The following is a 20,313-nucleotide window of genomic DNA, read 5'->3' on the forward strand; positions in this document are numbered from 1 at the left end:
GCAGAATTTTCCTGCTCCTCTGCTCCCCCGCGCCCCCGTTCCCCCGCTCCCCCGCTCTTGATTCCCCCGTCTTCTATAATAATGGGGACTACTAGGTTAGCTTTCACCTCAAATGTACGGAGCAGATCTAAGTGGCACGGATCGAGACCTGATTTTTGAATATTTGCGATCGCTGCGATGCGACCTTGCTGATATAGGGGGACATAGGTGTTGATAAAGCAATTGTCTTTAATCTCAGTTGCCAAAGTAGATGTCCACCCCTCGCCTACCGACTCGACAGCTACAACCCCACTCCAGTCAGGGTTAAAGCGATAAATAATTGTCCGGTCAGTTGACAAAAACTCTCGCACTTCCCGCACAGCAGTTGTTAAGACTTCCTCCAGATTGAGAGAGGAACGAATGCGTTCCAGAATTGCCCCCACGAGCTGCGATCGCTTTAATTGCTGCCGCAAGGCCATTTCTGCCTCCCGACGCACCCGAATTTCTTGTTGCAGCAGTGCATTTTGCTCCGCAAGCTGTTTTTGCAGCTTCTGCAAGCGGAATTGATTTTCGACGCGAGCCAAAACTTCTTCAACTTGAAACGGTTTGGTGATATAGTCTATTCCACCAATGGCAAAAGCTTTCACTTTATCTAGCGCTTCATGCAAAGCACTAATAAAAATAATGGGTATATTGCGAGTTCGTTCATCTGCTTTTAGCCGCTTGCAGACTTCATAGCCATCTATTTCAGGCATCATAATATCTAGCAAAATCAGGTCTGGCGGATACAATCGGATTGTGGACAGAGCCATCGTCCCTTTGGGTACGCATCGCACTCTATATCCTCGATCGGTTAGTATATTTGATAGCAGACGCAAGTTATGCAGGGTATCATCAACAATTATAATATTGTAATTCTTTGACTCGTCTGTCAGGCTGTTCATAGTAACAAAGTGATAATTTACACTGAACTTTTCAAAAATTATATTTTAAATTTAATTATAGCAGTCAACCATTCGGCTATGTCCATCAAATCTCTCAATCGCTTAGTTGCCAAAATTTCTGGAAAAGTCCCCCTCCGCACCGTCCTGATTGTCCCCTTTATGCTGCAAATCTTTGCCGCCGTGGGATTGACGGGATATCTCTCATTTAGAAACGGACAAGAGGCAGTCAGCGATCTGGTCACCAAGTTGCAAAGCGGAATTAATGCTCGTGTTGCAGACAAAATCAAAACTTACCTAGAAGTACCAAATTCGATCAATAAAAGCAATAGTAGAGCTTTCCAGCGCGGTTTTTGGCGTTTCAACGATTTTACTAGCCAGGAACGTCAATTATGGGACGAAACGCAGCTAAGCTCTTGGTCTCCCATGACTATAATCGGATTTGGTACGGCATTAGGAGGACACAGGGCTGTTGAACGTCTTGGCGATGGTACTTTTGTAATTCGAGCAGCGAAAGATGGCGGAGGGCCATATACTACATATACCGTAGACGATCGAGGTAATCCAACGAAAGTCATTAGCATTTCCAATCGTTTTGATTCTCGACAGCGACCCTGGTATCAAGTTGCGGTGCAAGCAAAAGGTTCGGCTTGGACTTCAATCTATCCACACATTTATACGGGAGAGTTGCTGTTAGCTCTCGCGAAACCAATCTATGAGGAAAAGACTGGTAAATTGCTGGGAGTAACGTATGCTATTCGCACTATTGACGAAATAAGTAAATTCCTGAAAAGTATCGAAATAAGTGGTTCAGGACAAGTGTTTATTATGGAGCGTGATGGGTCGCTGGTGGCGAACTCAAACCAAGAAAAAGCTTATATTAAAAGATCTAGCGTTAAAGAGCAAAAACGACTTTTAGCAATAGATAGCAGTAATCAATTAGTCCGATTTACAGCCAAATATTTAAGCTCGCGTTTTGGTAATTTAAATAAAATTCACAGCACACAACAACTTGATTTCTTGCTGGATGGCAAGCGCCAATTTGTGCAAGTTTTGCCATTCCAAGATAGGCGAGGTCTTAATTGGTTGATTGTCGCGATTATCCCAGAATCCGACTTCATGGAGCAAATCAACGCCAACACCAGAACTACAATTCTGCTGTGCCTAGCAGCCTTAATTGTAGCTACATTTGTTGGCGTTATTACGGCTCGCTGGGTAACACAACCAATTCTGCGCTTAAATGCTGCCGCTACAGCTCTGTCTGAGGGAAAATTAGAGGGTACATTAGAGGTAGAACGCAGCGATGAACTGGGAAATATGACTCGCGCTTTTAACCAGATGGCTATTCAGTTAAAAGAGTCGTTTGCAGCTCTAGAAAATGCTAATTCCGAACTAGAAATAAAAGTCCAAAAACGCACTGCCGAGTTACAAAAAGCCAAGTCAGCCGCCGATGCTGCCAACCAAGCGAAAAGCGAATTTTTAGCCAATATGAGCCACGAATTGAGAACGCCGCTTAACGCCATTCTTGGCTTTGCACAATTGATGAACAGGGCGGGAAGCCTGACTCTCGAACAACAGCAAAATATCGGGATTATTAGCCGCAGTGGGGAACACCTGCTTAGGTTGATCAATCAAGTGCTAGAATTATCTAAAATTGAAGCCGGTCGCATTACGCTTAATGAAGAAAATTTTGACCTTTATTGCCTGCTTGAGGATCTAGAAGATATGTTTCGTCTCAAAGCAGAGGATAAGGATTTGCAGTTGATATTCGATCTCTCGCCGACTGTCCCACAATACCTGCGAACCGATGAAGTCAAGTTACGTCAAGTCTTGATTAACCTGCTTAATAATGCGATTAAATTTACTGATTTTGGGGGTGTGTCTTTAAAAGTAAAAAGTCAAAAGGCAGACTTTTTTCTTTTGACTTTTGAAGTGGAAGACACAGGCCCAGGTATCGCGCCGGATGAACTAAACAACCTCTTTGAAGCTTTTGTGCAGACCAAAACCGGCAAAACCAGCCATCAGGGAACTGGTTTGGGGTTGGCGATTAGCCGCCAATTTGTGAAACTGATGGGGGGTGAAATGACTGTCAGCAGTGAGGTGGGCAAAGGTACTATCTTCAAGTTTGACATTGCGATCGCTCCAGTTGATGCCACCGACATCAAAACCAAACAGTCCCCGCGTCGAGTTATTAGCCTAGAACCCAACCAACCCCGCTACCGCATCCTGGTTGTGGATGACCGATGGGAAAATCGCCATCTGCTGTATAAAATGTTGCAGCCGCTTGGCTTTGACCTCCAAGAAGCCAGCAACGGTCTTGAGGCGATCGAAATCTGGTCGAGTTGGCGTCCACATTTAATCTGGATGGACATGAGGATGCCCGTGATGGATGGCTACGAAGCCACCAAGCACATCAAAACCCACACCAAAGGACAGGCTACCGCCATTATTGCCCTAACTGCCAGCGTTTTTGAGGAAGAAAAGGCTGTTGTCCTCTCTGCTGGTTGCGATGATTTTTTACGCAAACCATTCCGGGAAGCAGACATTTTTGAGGCGATGCACAAACATTTAGGCGTAAATTATATTTACGATGAACCCACAGACTCGATCGATTCAACTCAGAAAGAGGGCGGACGCCAAAATGCCCTAACTCCAGCCGCATTTTCTGCTTTGCCGATCGAATTATTGGCAAATTTGGAACAAGCTGCAACTCAAATCGACATGAATATGATTGACATCTATATTAATGAAATTCGTACCTACAATCCTAATCTAAGTGACGGGCTAGCCAGCTTGGCCGCAGGTTTTCAATACGATGATATTTTGACCTTGATTCAAACAGCAAAAAATCATAAAGGAATAGAGAAAAATGTCTGATATTAAAACTACTCATAAAGCCGATATCTTAGTCGTTGATGATACCACTGCAAATTTACAACTTTTAGTCAATATGTTGACTCAAAAAGGATATAAAGTCCGCCCAGCAATTAATGGCAAACTGGCGCTATCATCAGCCCAGACAGCGCCACCGGATCTGATTTTGCTCGATATCATCATGCCTCACATGGATGGATACCAGGTTTGCGAACATCTCAAAGCAGATGAACGAACTCGCGATATACCTATTATTTTTATCAGCGCTATTAATGAAGTCTTAGATAAGGTAAAAGCTTTTACGCTGGGCGGAGTAGATTACATTACCAAACCATTTCAATTTGAAGAAGTTTGGGTGCGGGTCGAAACACACTTAACTTTGCGAAATCTCCAAATAAGCTTTAAGGAAAAAAATGAACTTTTGGAAAAAACTTTACAACAACTCCAAGACGCTCAAAAACATCTAATTCAGTCAGAAAAAATGGCAGCTTTGGGTAACTTGGTTGCTGGTGTAGCTCACGAAATTAACACTCCCGTAGGTATCAGTGTAACGGCAGCATCTACCTTAGCTGAAGACACCAAAGAATTCTCCCGTATTTACAAAAGTAACCAAATGAAACGCACGGATTTGGAGACATTTTTAGATACGGCAATAGAAAGTAGTAGTATGATTTTAGCTAACCTCAGACGTGCCGCCGATCTAATCGTCAGTTTTAAACAAGTAGCCGTGGATCAATCTAGTGATTTCCAACGTCGCTTTAAAGTAAAAGAGTATCTCGAAGAAGTAATACTTTCCTTAACCGGACAACTGAAAAAAAATAAACATACTGTCACAATTGAAGGTGATGAACAGCTTACTTTAGACAGTTATCCCGGCGCTTTATCTCAAATTATAACTAATTTGGTGATGAATTCCCTGACCCACGCTTATGAAAAAGAGAATTCTGGACATATCAAAATCGAATTTCATCGGCTGGGAGATATGGTAATATTTCAGTATACTGATGATGGCAAAGGCATAGCCAGTGAAAATATGAGTAAAATCTTTGAACCCTTCTTTACTACAAACCGCTTTCAAGGTAGTACTGGCTTGGGTTTGTATATTATTTATAATCTGGTTACTCAACAACTCAGGGGGACTGTGGAATGTGAAAGTGAGGTAGGAGTGGGCACTAAGTTCGTTATTCAGTTGCCGATATAGCTAGGGACTAGGGACTAGGGGCTAGGGACTAGGGAAGAGGGAAGAGGGAAAAGCTTACGACTATCAGGGATTATGAACCAGAGGTAAGAGTTGGAGTTGCCCTAACCACCTTGGCGATTGCTATATGATGAAAAAATCAGAGGTAGAAACCCGGTTTCTCAAAGAAACCGGGTTTCTGGACTACTTCAAGAAACCCGGTTTCTTCGAGAAACCGGGTTTCTAGGCTACTTCAAGAAATATAGGTTTATTATTCATGTCAAAAACCAATCAAAATCCCCTTTTACCTGAAGAAGAATCAAACGAAGAGATACTCTTTGCCGAAGAGGATATCGAACAACCACAGATAGAAGAAAGTTGGAAAATCCTGATAGTAGATGATGATCCCGAAGTTCACAGGGTTACTAAACTAGCATTAAAAAATTTTACCTTTGAGGGTAAATCTCTAAGCTTTGTGAGCGCTTACTCAGGTGAACAAGCTAAAGAATTAATCGAAGTTCAGCCTGATATTGCCATGATTTTAGTGGATGTAGTCATGGAAACAGATTATTCTGGTTTGGACTTGATTAATTATATCCGAGAATCGTTAAACAATGACATTGTGCGAATTATTGTCCGCACGGGACAGCCAGGAAAAGCGCCAGAAAGTACGGTGATCCTTAACTATCAAATTGATGATTATAAAACCAAAACCGAACTGACTAAGCCTAAGTTAATGACAGCTGTCGTAACGGCACTGAGAGCTTTTAGTGCGATCGCAAAGCTGGAGCAAGACAAAACGGAGATCCAAAAAATTGCCAAACAAAACGCACATCTATATCAGCAAGAAAAGAAATATGCAGATATTCTAGAAGTGATGGTAGAAGAACGCACGCAAGAATTAAGTAATAAAGAAGCTCGACTTGAAGAAGCACAAAAACTAGCACATTTAGGTAGTTGGGAATATAATGGAGCTACGCAAAAACTTACGTGGAGCGATGAAAAATTTCGGATTTTAGGACTCGATCCAGATAAGAAAGAACATAGTCTTGAGGAGTATCAAAAATACATTTACCCGGATGACTATGAATTTTGGTTACAAACAGTAAGACGGACGCTAGAGTTAGGTCAAAATTATGAGATTGACTATCGGATTGTGCGACCTGATGGTTCGATCAGGTATGTTTTTTGCAAAGGAGAAGCGATCGCAGATGCTGAGGGTAGGGTAATCAAAGTATTTGGCACGATGCAGGATATTAGCGATCGCAAAGAAGCAGAAGCAGCACTGCAACAGGCAGTAGAAGCAGCGGAAGTCGCCAACCGCGCCAAAAGCCAGTTTATCGCCAATATGAGCCACGAACTTCGTACCCCCCTCAATGGCATTCTAGGATACGCGCAAATCCTGCAACGGTACAAAAATAATACTCCCAAAGAACGGCAAGGCATTAACGTTATTTACCAATGCGGTACTCACTTATTGAGCTTAATTAACGATATTTTAGACATTTCTCGAATTGAAGCCCAAAAAATAGAACTCGACCCAATAGATTTTAATTTGACTGCCTTCCTCGCAGAAGTAGTAGAAATCTGCCGCCTCCGTGCGGGACAAAAAGCAATTAATTTTACCTACGAACCAAGTTCAGAACTACCGACAGCTATCAACGCCGATCAGAGACGACTGCAACAAGTCCTGATTAATCTCCTCACTAATGCCATCAAATTTACCGATACTGGAGGCGTTACTTTCAAAGTTGATGTTCTCCCAATAGAAGATGATGAACCTCACCCCCCAACCCCCTCTCCGTCCACGGAGAGGGGGGGTATTTCTCCCCCCTCCTCGTGGACGGGGAGGCGGTTAGGGGGTGGGGTTTCACTGTCCCGGCTTAGACTGGTAGCCGATGATATTCCCAGTACTAGGGAAAATTCCCCAATCCAAAATCCAAAATCCTCTCTTGCGAAGGTGGGCATCGTGACGGGAACCGCCAAGACGCCCACTTCGCGCAAAATCCAAAATTGTCAGATTCGGTTTCAAATTGAAGATACCGGCATTGGCATGACTCCAGAACAATTAGACAAGATATTTTTGCCGTTTGAGCAAGTGGGAGATAGAACGCGCCAAGTAGAGGGACTCGGTTTGGGATTAGCGATCGCAAAACAAATCGTCTTGTTGATGGGAGGTGAAATTTTTGTTGAAAGTACCTTGGGAAAAGGCAGCATTTTTCGCTTCGATCTAGATTTGGAACTCGCCTCACCAGAAATTGATGAAGTTCCCGAAACTACACCCAAAAATATCATTGGTTTTCAAGGAGAACCGCGTAAAATATTGCTCGTTGACGATCTTTGGGAAAATCGCTCGGTTATCACTAATATTTTAGCACCAATCGGCTTTGAAATTATCGAGGCATCTAACGGACAAGAAGGTTTAGAAAAACTGACAAAAGTCCGCCCAGATTTAATTATCACCAACTTGATGATGCCAGTAATGAATGGTTTTGAGATGACGAAACGCCTGCGTTCTTTACCGGAATTCACGGATGCGATCGTGATTGCTTCAAGTGCTAGCGTGTATGAGGTCGATCGCCAAAGAAGTCGGGATTCTGGCTGTAATGATTTCCTCGCAAAACCCGTTCAAATAGAAGAGTTATTTGGCAAGCTAAAAAACTATTTGCATCTGGAATGGATCGCAGAAGATCCTGACGAATCAGTAAACCAAAATGAAGAATTTTCCTCACTAATTGCTCCGTCAAGGTCGGAACTAATCGCCCTTTACAATGCCGCTGAAATTGGCGACATTGCCAGTGTAGAAGTGGAAGCAAACAGCATCCAGCAATTGTCTCCTCAATACGTGCCTTTTGCCACTAAAATACTAGAACTGGCGCAAGAGTTTGAAGAAGAAGAAATCCTGAATTTAATCGAACAATATATTGAAATGGATCGCTATGAAAACAGCTAATTCACCAACTATTTTAATAGTTGACGACCAACCGACTAATCTCAAAATCCTGTTCAATTTTTTGCAAGAAGAGGGTTTTCTGGTCTTGATAGCGAAGTCGGGAGAAAGTGCCTTAAAAAAGCTGGCAAAAATTTTACCAGACTTGATTTTACTAGATGTAATGATGCCGAATATAGACGGATTTGAAATTTGCCGCCGCTTGAAAGCTAAGCCAGAGACTCAAGATATTCCGGTAATTTTTATGACGGCTCTTGCGGATGGGGTGAATAAAGTCAAAGGGTTGAGTGTCGGTGGGGTTGATTATATCACAAAACCTATTTTAAAACAAGAAGTTTTAGCACGTATTAATGTACATTTAAAATTGCGATCGGTGACGCGGCAACTGCAAGAAAAAAATCAATTATTAGAACAGGAGATTGGCGATCGCATTATCGCAGAGACAGCCCTTAGAAAAAGCGAACAACGCTTCCGCCAGATGGCTAACTGCATTAGCGAATGCTTCTGGATCGCAGATATCCAGATGGGCCAGCTTCTTTACGTCAGTCCGGCTTACGAACAAATCTGGGGTCGGAGTTGCCAAAGTGCCTACCAAGAAAGAAATAGCTGGCTCTTGGCTGTCCATCCAGAAGACCAACAGCAGATTCAAAATTCCAGGGAGCGTCTGTTCCAAGGCGAAGGTATCGAGCAGGAATATCGCGTTATCCGTCCCGATGGCTCAATGGTCTGGATACTCGATCGCACCTTTCCCATCTGGAACGAGTCTGGAGAGATATACCGGTTGGCGGGAATCGCCATTAATATTACCCAGCGCAAACAGGCAGAAGAAGCTTTACGAGAAAGCGAACAACGCTTCCGAGCAATCTTCGAGCAAGCAGCTGTGGCGAGTTCGATATCGGCACCATCGGGTCAGCTTCTCCGAGTCAACCAAAAGCTTTGCGACTTTTTGGGATACACCGAGTCAGAACTTTTGTCGAAGACTTTCCAAGAGATCACCCACCCAGACGACCTAGAGATGGATCTCAGATATTATCGTCAAGTGTTAACTGGCAAGATTCAAACTTACTCCCTAGAAAAGCGCTACATTCGCAAAGATCGTCGCCTGCGATGGGGAAATCTAACCGTGTCGGGAGTGCTAGAAGGCGATGGGGGCCTCAGCTATCTCATCACTGCACTTGAGGATATCCAAGAGCGCAAAAGTGCCGAAAAACAACTGCAATATCGACTACTGCTAGAAACAGCCTTGGCGGAGGTATCGAGAGAACTTGCCATCAACGAAGCCGCCGATATCGATCGAGTTATGGGAATTCTAGGAGTTGCAGTTGGTGCCAATCACACCTATGTGACCCGGTTCCGAGGCAACAGCACCATAGCTGATATGGTCTATGAATGGTGCGACAGTCAAACTCAACCCCAGATCCAAAATTTGCAAAATGTAGACTCTTCTCTATTCCCTTGGTGGCTGAAAAAATATCTAAAAAATGAAAATGCAGTGATCTCCGATGTTGATGCGCTCCCAGAAGCAGCCGAACTTGAAAAAAACCTGCTGAAGTCTCTCGGTGTCTGCTCTGTGCTGGCTGTTCCTATCAACACTCAGTCCGGTCAACCCTGGGGAACTATCGGGTTTGAAAATTTTGGAGAAAATCGCAAAGATTGGTCCCAAGAAGATGTTCAACTGCTGCGAATCGTCGGCGAAATGATCTACAGCTACTGTACGCGATCGCAAGCAGTAGCAGAAAAACTCCGCCAAGCCCAGTACCAGCAATTATTAGCATCTCTGACTCTGAAAATCCGCGAGTCGTTGTCAATTGAAGAAATTCTCCAAACAACCGTCACCCAACTTCAAACTACCCTCAATGCCGATCGCGTTTTGTTCTTTCGCCTATTGCCAGAAGCAACGGGAAAAGTTGTCAATGAAGCGGTTTTGACTGGCTTTCCAATCATGCAGGGTCAGGTCATCAAAGATGAGGCTTTATTCGATGAATACCTTGAAAGATATCGGCAGGGGCGCATTCACGTTTGTTTTGATGTTGAGTCGGCTGGCTTCACTTCTTGCTATCTAGAAATTCTCCAGCGGTATCAGATTCGCTCTAACCTAATTCTGCCAATTCTGGTTCGCAATCAAGTGAATCTAGCCCAAAAGCACGACACCCAAGATGCAGAATCGACCGCGAATTCCCAATCTCAAACACCAGTGAACCTGTGGGGTTTGCTCTGCGTTCAGCAATGCGGTGAAACAAGGGAATGGGCGCAATTGGAAATTGAACTTTTGCAACAATTAGCCAACCAGTTAGGGATAGCCTTGTATCAAGCTCAATTACTTGAAAACCAAACCCGCTACTCCCAAGAACTCGCTCGTTCTAATGCCGAACTCGAACAGTTTGCTTATGTCGCTTCCCACGATTTGCAAGCGCCTTTAGGAACTATTGCCAGTTACGCCGAACTTTTGGAAGAACGTTACAAGGATATACTTGATGCCAAAGCCAATAACTATATCGACAAAATCGTGAGCGGAGTCATCCGAATGCAAAGGCTGATTGACGACTTGCTTTTGTATTCGCGGGTTGGTAGGAGTCAGAAGCCTTTTGAGCCTTGTGACTGCAATCTGGTGTTTGAGGAAGCTTGCGCCAATCTCCAAGCAACCATCCGCAAAAGTCAAGCTTCTGTGACAAAGAGCGAACTTCCCGTAGTAATTGCAGATACTTCTCAACTGGTACAACTGTTTCAAAACTTAATCGGTAATGGGATTAAGTACCGTCGGGAGGAACCGCCGCTGATTCGCGTCAGCGCCTTTGCTTTTGAGGGTGCGTGGTTGTTCTCTGTGAGCGATAATGGAATTGGTATCGATCCCAAACAGAGCGATCGCATCTTTCAGATCTTTCAGCGTCTGCATACCCAAAAGGAGTACTCCGGCACTGGCATCGGTTTAGCAATTTGTCAAAAGATTGTTGAACGTCACGGTGGGCGCATCTGGGTAGAATCGGCACTAGGTCAAGGCTCAACTTTTTATTTTACTCTTCCCAATAGCAACTTCTAAGCTCATCCATATTGACAAGTTTGACATTATGTCATATCACTTTATTGATCGGCAAACTTTGTTACCTTTAGAAATTGCCCTTAAAAGGAGAAAACATATATTAAGACAAAAAAATTCACAATAGTGATAGCTAACGATGATGAGAACGCCTGCTTTTTGATGGAGGAAGCGTTGCTAGAAGTTCCCTTAGCTATGAATATCTACTTCGTGGAAGATGGCGAGGAATTGCTAGATTATTTGTACTGTCGCGGTCAATATGCTTCTGCTACGAAGCGTTACCCGCGCCCAGATCTAATTTTGCTAGATCTAAATATGCCCCGCCTTAATGGGCGAGAAGCACTCAAAGAAATCAAGTCCGATCCTAAATTGGGGCACATTCCCATCGTTGTGCTGACAACTTCACAGCAGGAAAAAGACATTTTTAACTGCTATAGCTTGGGCGCAAATTCATTTATAGTCAAACCGCTAACTTTTAAAGAATTGGTTAGGGTAATGACTTGTTTATGTCGCTACTGGTTTGAAATTGTCTCGTTACCATCCGATCCCACTTCATTTTGACAGTAGATGGGAGAGCCGGTAACCTTATGTAATGTTTTTTTAAGATTTGGTAAGTTTTATTAGGTAACATATATAAATATGTAATAATATTAACACAGTGTCAATTGGCAGTAATTACCGTTAATGGTGAGCCACAATTGCAAAATTAAATACCAATACATCACTAAAGTCGTGATGATGCCTGATTCTCCCCTTAGAATTCTTTTGGTAGAAGATGACCCCGCAGATGCCGAACTCATAGAAGAACTCTTGGGGTCATTCGGTAAAACTCAGTTTCGTCTAAAAGCAGCCCACCGTCTGGACGAAGGGCTAAAGTATTTAGTTGAAGATGACTTTGACGTAATTTTATTAGATTTGTCTTTGCCAGACAGCTTTGGACTGGATACTGTAAAGAAGGTGAAAGTACAAGCGCCAACTGTCCCTATTGTAGTCTTGACAGCTTTGAATGATGAAAACATGGCGGTTGAGGCGGTAGGCGCTGGAGCGCAGGATTATCTAGTCAAGCGGGGGTTTCAAAGGGAACTGCTAGTGCGTGCCATGCGCTATGCGATCGCACGTCAGCGGACAGAAGAGGCGCATCGGTTACAGGCAGAACGAGAGCGGGTTTTGGGCCGAATGATAGAGCGCATCCGCTCTTCCATTGACCTAGAAGACATTCTCCAAACAACGGTAACAGAAGTGCGGCAATTTTTGCAGATCGATCGAGTTGTGATTTACCGCTGCCAATCTTCGATCGCAGAATCCCTCTCAGAGGCCGACCGTGCAGTCCTTGTGGAAGCTGTCGGTTCTGAGAATTGTTGTAGCTGGAACCAAGACTTTTATGCTAGCTTAGCCATGCCTTGTCTGTTACTGGGCGACTCCGAATTTATCCATGCAGTGGAAGATGTTAAAACTGCACAATTAGATTCTGAATACATAAAAATTCTAGCAGATTTTCACGTCACAGCTCTTTTGACTTTACCTATCTTTCAAATGGGGGATTGGAGAATGGAAGAGAACAACGAAGAAAAGTCAAAAGTCCAAAGTCAAAAGTTAAAAGAAAAAAGGGACGAGGAGAACTCCGACTCCCAACCAACTAATTATGACCAAGAAATTATTGGTTGCCAGCCCCCGCATTCATCCTTGGGGTCAATCCCAAATGCCAAATTTAACGATCTCATCCAATCCCAAATCCCAAATCCCAAATCCCAAATCCAACTGTGGGGACTGCTAATGGCGCATCATTGTAGCGGAGAGCGTCAGTGGCAGCAGTGGGAGATAGATTTTCTCAAACAACTGGCCGCCCAGGTGGCGATCGCAATTCAACAATCCGAACTTTACCGTCAATTAGAAATAGCCAACCAAAAATTACACCGACTCGCCACCACAGATAGTTTAACTGGAATTGCCAACCGCCGTCGGTTCGATCAAGTTCTCGATATTGAGTGGCGGCGAGCGGCAAGGGAGCAAATACCGCTGTCAATAATTCTGTGCGATATCGACTTTTTCAAACTTTATAACGATAACTACGGTCATCCCGCAGGCGATAGTTGCTTACAACAAATTGCCAAAGTTCTAGTCTCGGCTGGCAAGCGTCCAGCCGATTTAATCGCTCGTTACGGCGGCGAAGAATTTGCTATTATTCTACCTAATACAGATCCTGCCGGTGCCCTCATTGTAGCTAAAGAAATCCGTGCCAAAGTAGAAATGCTCAAGTTCTCCCATCTGAAATCTCCCGTCAGTCAATACGTCACCATCAGCGTAGGTGTTGCTAGTATCGAGTTTTCCGGCACAACCTGGGAACGTTACTCGCAAAAGTCTCCCTACACCTTAATTCAGGATGCCGATCGAGCGCTCTATCAAGCCAAAGCAAAAGGAAGAAATCGCATTTGCCAGACCTTTTACGACCCCCAGGCGTCGCCCTTCCCTTGTTCGTAAAAGTGCCAAAGCAATATTGAAAGGCAACAAAGAAAGCTAGGGCTTCTTTTGCATAATCAGCAAATAAAAACATTATTAAAAATAGCAAAATGAACTCAGTTCTTCAACCCACCGCCAGAAGCAGTTTTAGAATTCTCCTAGTTGAAGATAATCCTGACGAGGCAGAACTAATTGAAGAATTACTATCAAAAAACAGGGGAAAGAGAACTATTTCATTAAGCTGTGTAGATCGCCTTAGCGATGCACAAGAGCTTTTGAAGTCAGAAAAATTTGATGTTATTTTGCTAGATTTGTCTCTGCCCGACAGCCAAGGATTTGAGACGGTCGCCAAGATAAAACAGTCAGGTCAAAACATTCCCATTGTCGTGCTAACAGCCCGCGCTGATGAAGAATTAGCCCTTCAGACAATCTCGGCTGGCGCACAAGATTACTTAGTAAAAAGAACTATCGATAGCGAACTTTTGATTCGTTCACTGCGTTATGCGATCGAACGCCAGCACAATCAAGAAGCTTTGCAGCAAAGCGAAGAAAAATATCGCTCCGTAGTAAATAACGTTAAAGAAGTTATTTACCAAACCGATCCAGAAGGCAATTGGACATTTCTCAATTCTGCTTGGTATGAAATTACGGAATTTTCTGCTTCTGAAAGTTTAGGAACTCCCTTTTTAAATTACATTCATCCCGCCGATCGCCAACATCATCAAAACCAGTTTAGCCGCCTGGTAAAAAGTCAAAAAGAAGATTGCCGCTATGAAATCCGCCTGTGTACTAAATCGGGAGGATTTCGCTGGATTGAAGTACACGCACGTTTAACCAAAACCCCTGACAGCAGGATTTCTGGTACGGCGGGAATGCTAAACGATATCACAGAACAAAAACTAGCAATTCTTGCCCTCCGCCAAAACGAAGCCCGCTTGCGCGAGTACTTCGAGAATTCCCTAGTTGGTATAGCCATTTATGCACCTCCTTTTTCCCAGAGTACGCCGGAGAACGAAGGCTGGATTGAAGTTAACGATGCTTTGTGCAACTTGCTGGGATATTCCAGAGCAGAAATCTGTCAAAAGAATTGGATTGAATGGACTCATCCCGATGACAGAGATGCCGATTTAAACTACTTAGCCCAAGTCTTAGGCGGGGCGTGCGATCGCTACGTGGTAGACAAACGCTTGCTACGCAAAGACGGTGCGATAGTTTATACCAGACTCTCTACAAGCTGCATCCGCCGCGAGGATGGTACGATCGATCACCTCATAGCAGTATTTTTAGACATTAGCGATCGCTACCGCTACGAGGTGCAGCTCAAAGCCTCCGAAGAGTTTTTGAACCACACTCTCAATGCGATCGCCGATCCAATTTTTGTCAAAGACTCTCACCATCGTTTTATCATCTTAAACAATGTCTGCTGTCAGTTTATCGGCAAATCCCGCGAAGAGCTACTTGGCAAAACAGACTATGACTTTTTCCCTAAAGAAGAAGCAGATGTTTTTAGAGAAAAAGACGAACTGGTATTTACTTCAGGTCAAGAAAACGAAAATGAAGAAACCCTGACTGACAGTGCCGGTAAACTTAACATCATCTCCACCAAAAAAACCGTATTTGAGAATGCAGATGGCAGTAAAATCTTAGTTGGCACAATCAGAGATGTTACCAACTACAAGCGCCTCCTCATAGAGCTACAAGAACTAAGTTCCCTCCAGCAAGCGATTTTTAACAGCGCTAATTACGCCATTATTTCTACAGAAGTAGATGGCACTATCGATACATTCAATGCAGCAGCAGAGCGAATGTTGGGATATACGGCATCTGAAGTTGTCGGCAAAACAACCCCCGCTATCATCCACGATCCAGAAGAAGTCGCGCAACGCGCCCAAGAATTATGCCAAGAACTCGGCATTTCCATAGAGCCATCTTTTGAAGTTTTTGTTGCCAAAGCACGGCGGGGAGGGGCAGATGAACGGGAATGGACTTATATCCGCAAAGATGGTTCCCGCTTTCCCGTCTTGCTGTCGGTGACCGCATTGCGGGACGGCTCTGGAAATATCACTGGCTTTGTGGGAATTGCTAGCGACATCACTCAACGCAAACAGGCTGAAATTGCCCTCAAAATCAGCGAACAAAGGTTCCAAAAGTTGGCAGCCAACGTGCCGGGAATGATTTATCAATTCCGACTCTCAACCGATAGGCAAATAACTTTCCCTTATGTCTCTTCCGGTTGCCGCGAACTTTTTGAATTGGAACCAGAAGCGATCGTCCAAAATTTGGCGGCCCCTTTTGCTGGGGTTCATCAAGATGACCGCGATGGCTTATATGAATCAATTGCGCTCTCAGCAGCAACCCTACAACCGTGGCGATATGAATGGCGGAGCATAACACCATCGGGTCAGATGAAGTGGTTGAAAGGGGCATCAAGACCGGAAAAACAAGGTAATGGGGATATTATTTGGGATGGGCTGGTTTTGGATATTACCGAATTAAAACAGACAGAAGAACAACTGCGTCAAAGCGAAGCCACACAAAAAGCGCTGTTGAACGCCATCCCCGACATGATGTTTCGCTGCAAGTCTGATGGCACTTTTGTAGACTTCAAACCTGCCAAAGACATCAAAACATTAGTGCCGCCCAGGGAATTTATCGGGAAAAAAGTGCAGTCGCTTTTGCCGCCCGAACTAGCTGAAAATGTACTGCACGCCTACGATCGGTCCATCAAAACAGGCCAGACCCAAATCATCGAATATCAGCTACCTATCGATGAGCAACTGCACGATTACGAAACTCGGATCGTTAGCAGCGGGTCAGATGAAATTATTGCGATCGTGCGGGACATCACCCAGAGAAAGCGAGCCGCGCAGGAATTAGCCGAACGAGCTAGGCAGTCCGCTTTAAGGTCTGATATTGGCTTGGCTCTCACTCAGGAGGGAGACTTACCCGTCATGCTGCAACGCTGTTGCAGGGCGTTAGTAGAACACTTAGATGCCACCTTTGCCAGGATTTGGACGCTCAACCCAGATGAAAATATGCTCCATTTGCAGGCTTCTGCGGGGATGTACACCCACATCAACAGCCCTGACGCTCGCGTGCCAGTGGGCAGCTTCAAGATCGGTTGGATTGCCGATAAACGCCAACCGCACCTAACGAACGACGTGCAAAACGACCCCAGCATCAGCAATCTGGAATGGGCGCGGCGAGAAGGAATGGTGGCTTTTGCTGGCTATCCCCTGATTGTAGAAGATCGACTGGTAGGCGTAATGGCAATATTCGCCCGTCATCCCCTCAGCCAAAATATGCTGGATGCTCTGGGGTCGGTTGCCGATCAGGTGGCGTTGGGGATAGAGCTACAAAAAGCATCAGAATCTTTGCTAGTGAGCGAAAAACGCTTGCAACTGGCCCTAGAAGGCAGCGCTTTGGGACTGTGGGATTGGCATATCAGCTCTGGAGTTACCTATTTCGACCCGCAGTGGAAAAGAATGCTGGGGTATGAGATAGGAGAAATAGAGAATAATTACCAATCCTTCGAGCGATTGCTACATCCCGAAGACCTGTCCAAGATGCTGGACATCAACAGCGACTATCTTAGAGGTGCGATTCCCGTCTACGAAGTGGAATTTCGGATGCTCTCGAAAGATGGTTCCTGGAAGTGGATTCTCTCCCACGGAAAAGTGACCCAACGGGATGAAAACGGCAACCCCCTGCGGATGACAGGGACGCACAAAGATATTAGCGATCGCAAACAGGCCGAAGCAGCCCTAATCCGGGTCAAGGCAGCTGTGGAAAGCACCAGCGATGCCATTGGAATGGCAGAGATGGACGGTAGTTCGATTTACCACAATCAGGCGTTTATTCAGCGCTATGGCTACACTCCCGACGAACTGAACGCCCTGGGGGGGCCACCGGCTATGTACGTCTCGGCTGAAATAGCCAAAGAACTGTTCCAAACCATTCAAAGTGGGCTTTCTTGGACTGGCGAGGTCGAACTAAAAACCAAGAGTAACCAAATTATCACGACTTGGCTGCGTGCCGACTGTATCCTAGACGACGCGGGCAACCGAATTGGGCTGATTGCATTCATCACCGACATTACAGAACGCAAGCAAGCCGAATGTAATGCGCGAGAATCAGAACAGCGGATTGCGGAACTATTTATGCGGGAACGACTGGTTTCAACGATCGCCCAGCGAGTTCGTTCCTCTCTTAACCTCACTGTGACACTCAGCACCGCTACAGAAGAAGTGCGACAATTGCTCTTTACCGATCGAGTAATTATTTACCGCTTTGCACCCGATAGCACGGGAAATATAGTTGTTGAATCGGTGGGCGAGCCTTGGATGTCGCTTTTGGGACTAGATATTCAAGATCCATGCTTTACAGAGCGTTTTATTTCTCTATATCGGCAAGGTCGAATCCGCGCAATTGAAGATATTTATAAGGCTGATTTGGAGCCCTGTCACGTTAATTTACTCGCACAGTTTCAGATTAAAGCTAACTTAGTAGTTCCCATTATCATAGAAGACGGGGGAATCAAGAGCGGGGGAGCGGGGGAACGGGGGCGCGGGGGAGCAGAGGAGCAGGAAAATTCTGCGATCTCCCCCACTCTCCCACTCTCCCACTCCCCCACTCCCCCACTCTCCCACTCCCCCAGTCAGCACCCAAGACTCTGGGGACTGCTGATTGCCCACGAATGTCGCGGCACAAGGGCTTGGACCCTATCGGAGATCGACTTATTACAGCAGCTTAGCGTGCAACTGGCGATCGCTATTCAGCAATCCACTCTCTTTGAACAAGCACAACAAGCACAAGCAGAAGCACTCGAAGCTTCCCGAATGAAGTCCATGTTCCTAGCTAACATGAGTCATGAAATTCGTACTCCCATGAATGGCGTCTTGGGAATGACGGACTTACTTCTGAAAACTCAACTAAATCCCGAACAACTCGACTTTGTACAGACGCTGAAAATCAGCAGTCAAACCCTACTAACGCTCATCAACGATATTCTCGACTTCTCTAAACTGGAAGCAGGGGAAATGCGACTGGAGCAAGTGGATTTTGACTTGAATGTCTGCCTGGAAGAAGTGCTGGATTTGCTCACCACATCTGCACAAAGCAAAGGCATAGAACTAGCCGCATTAATTGAGAGCAACGTGCCCAGACAAATCAATGGCGACCCCGCCCGTCTGCGTCAAATCTTGATCAATTTGGTGGGTAATGCGCTCAAATTCACCGACGTTGGCGAAGTGGTAATCCACGTAGAAGCGGACGCTAATGAGTCAGCACAATTACCAAATCCCAATTGCTTGAGATTTTCGGTTAATGATACCGGCATTGGCATCAGCCCAGAAAGTCAGAAAAAGCTGTTCCAATCTTTCTCCCAAGTCGATGATTCTACCACGCGCAAATATGGTGGCACTGGCTTGGGATTGGCAATTTGCAAGCAGTTAGTCGAGTTGATGGGAGGCGAAATTGGTGTAAAAAGTACCCTGGGATTTGGTTCGACTTTTTGGTTCACTATGCCCATCCAAAAAACAATCTTACAGACAGCCCCATTCTCGGTGATAACTTCACTTTATGGACTGAAAATGCTGGTAGTAAGTAATAAACCAACAATTCGTAAAGTTGTGAATTCTTTAACAACTTTGTGGGGAATAGAAGTGACGGAAATCGAACGAGCTTGGATGGCAATGATCGCAGTGCGGAATGCCGCCTCGGAGCATCGTCCTTACGATATCGCTCTTATTGATATGCAGCTACCGGAACTAAGCGGTACGATGCTGGAGCGCATGATTTATTCAGATCCTTTGATGCAACAAACCCAATGGGTTCTCCTCACTACGGTGAAACAGCGAGAGGAGGCTAAAAACTTAATAAAGCGAGGGTTAGCTGGTTATTTGATTAAACCTGTGAAAGCCTCCCGCTTATTTGACTGCTTGTTGAATGCCGTAAACACACTCAGCACTAAAGCCGAAACACTCAAGCCGAAGCAGCAAGTGACAGAGGATAACGAACAGCTGACAACCGATCGAAATTTACAAATTTTATTGGTTGAAGATACCCCAATTAACCAGAAGGTAGGGCTGAATCAACTCAAAGTGTTAGGCTATAAGGCGAATTGCGTCAATAACGGTCAAGAGGCACTAGATATTTTGGCATCAGAGCATTATGACATCGTATTAATGGATTGTCAGATGCCTGTGATGGATGGCTATGAAGCGACAAGAGAATTGCGCCGTTTGTGCGGCGATCGCCATATAATAATTGCGATGACGGCAAATGCTTTAGTTGGAGAACGGGAAAAGTGTCTCGGCGCTGGAATGGATGATTATATCAGCAAACCGATCGATCTAAAACAATTGCAAATAATTTTAGAGCGCTGGTCTTCTCAATTGCAAATCAAACGGGAAAGATTAACAATAGAATCAGGTCAGCCTCAAAGTCTTACATACTCAAATTTCAGCTTGATAGGAGAAGCAGAAAATGCCATAAATATAATTGACGATCGGGCCGGGGATTCCTCATCAATACAAGTTGTAGATATTGCACGCCTTTCCGAAATCTCTAAAGGAGACGTTGAGTTTCAACAAGAACTGCTGCAAGCTTTTGTCGAAGATGCGGAAATTTACATCCAAGAAGCCAAACTAGCGATCGTGTCAGGAGATTTTGACATACTCGCTCGTCGCGCTCACCAAATCAAAGGGGGAAGCGCTACAGTGGCTATCCGCTCGATGCCTGAAATTGCACATAAGCTTGAGAGTCAGGCTAAATTAAACAATCTGGAGGGTGCAGATGAAATGATAGCGGAATTAGAAACAATTTTTGATCGTGTTAAGGAGTTTATAGATAATGGGTAAGGGAAATTTTAGATTTTAGATTTCAGATTTTAGATTTAAAA

General features: G+C 44.7%; 8 protein-coding genes. 7 read left to right on the plus strand and 1 reads right to left on the minus strand.

Annotation, left to right across the window (positions count from 1 at the left end; translation table 11 throughout):
* Positions 1-923, minus strand: a 923-nt coding sequence (locus tag LAY57_RS28025; RefSeq protein ID WP_249070463.1) for a response regulator, incomplete at its 3' end; no start/stop codon positions are given.
* 78 nt (positions 924-1,001) lie between these two features.
* Here LAY57_RS28025 and LAY57_RS28030 point away from each other — a divergent pair.
* The 7 genes from LAY57_RS28030 to LAY57_RS28060 all read left to right on the plus strand — a co-directional run bounded on the left by LAY57_RS28030 (position 1,002) and on the right by LAY57_RS28060 (position 20,272).
* A complete protein-coding gene (locus tag LAY57_RS28030; protein WP_249070464.1) occupies positions 1,002-3,797 on the plus strand; it encodes a hybrid sensor histidine kinase/response regulator in 2,796 nt (931 codons plus the stop codon).
* Complete coding sequence (locus LAY57_RS28035) at positions 3,790-4,995, plus strand: hybrid sensor histidine kinase/response regulator (protein ID WP_249070465.1); 1,206 nt, start codon at positions 3,790-3,792, stop codon at positions 4,993-4,995. The genes LAY57_RS28030 and LAY57_RS28035 overlap by 8 nt, the downstream gene beginning before the upstream one ends.
* A 253-nt stretch (positions 4,996-5,248) precedes the next feature.
* On the plus strand, positions 5,249-7,924 hold the full coding sequence (locus LAY57_RS28040) for a response regulator (protein ID WP_249070466.1): 2,676 nt from the start codon (positions 5,249-5,251) through the stop codon (positions 7,922-7,924).
* Positions 7,911-10,958: a PAS domain S-box protein gene (locus LAY57_RS28045; protein ID WP_249070467.1), complete on the plus strand. Its 3,048-nt coding sequence runs from the start codon at positions 7,911-7,913 to the stop codon at positions 10,956-10,958. The genes LAY57_RS28040 and LAY57_RS28045 overlap by 14 nt, the downstream gene beginning before the upstream one ends.
* Positions 10,959-11,081: 123 nt before the next feature.
* Positions 11,082-11,516 (plus strand): response regulator, encoded by a 435-nt coding sequence (locus LAY57_RS28050; RefSeq protein WP_249070468.1) that lies wholly within the window; start codon positions 11,082-11,084, stop codon positions 11,514-11,516.
* A gap of 123 nt (positions 11,517-11,639) precedes the next feature.
* Positions 11,640-13,433, plus strand: a complete 1,794-nt coding sequence (locus LAY57_RS28055) for a diguanylate cyclase (RefSeq protein ID WP_249070469.1) — start codon at positions 11,640-11,642, stop codon at positions 13,431-13,433.
* Between the two features lie 89 nt (positions 13,434-13,522).
* Positions 13,523-20,272 carry a PAS domain S-box protein gene (locus tag LAY57_RS28060; protein WP_249070470.1) on the plus strand — a complete coding sequence of 2,250 codons (6,750 nt, stop codon included), beginning with the start codon at positions 13,523-13,525 and terminating at the stop codon, positions 20,270-20,272.
* Positions 20,273-20,313: the final 41 nt, after the last annotated feature.

It is taken from the genome of Argonema antarcticum A004/B2 (assembly GCF_023333585.1).
Taxonomy (GTDB): Bacteria; Cyanobacteriota; Cyanobacteriia; order Cyanobacteriales; family Aerosakkonemataceae; genus Argonema; species Argonema antarcticum.

Coding starts and splice junctions, on each gene's coding strand:
- LAY57_RS28040 (WP_249070466.1), top strand. CDS start 5,249: ATGTCAAAAACCAATCAAAATCCCCTTTTACCTGAAGAAGAATCAAAC.
- LAY57_RS28035 (WP_249070465.1), top strand. CDS start 3,790: ATGTCTGATATTAAAACTACTCATAAAGCCGATATCTTAGTCGTTGAT.
- LAY57_RS28045 (WP_249070467.1), top strand. CDS start 7,911: ATGAAAACAGCTAATTCACCAACTATTTTAATAGTTGACGACCAACCG.
- LAY57_RS28055 (WP_249070469.1), top strand. CDS start 11,640: ATGGTGAGCCACAATTGCAAAATTAAATACCAATACATCACTAAAGTC.
- LAY57_RS28030 (WP_249070464.1), top strand. CDS start 1,002: ATGTCCATCAAATCTCTCAATCGCTTAGTTGCCAAAATTTCTGGAAAA.
- LAY57_RS28060 (WP_249070470.1), top strand. CDS start 13,523: ATGAACTCAGTTCTTCAACCCACCGCCAGAAGCAGTTTTAGAATTCTC.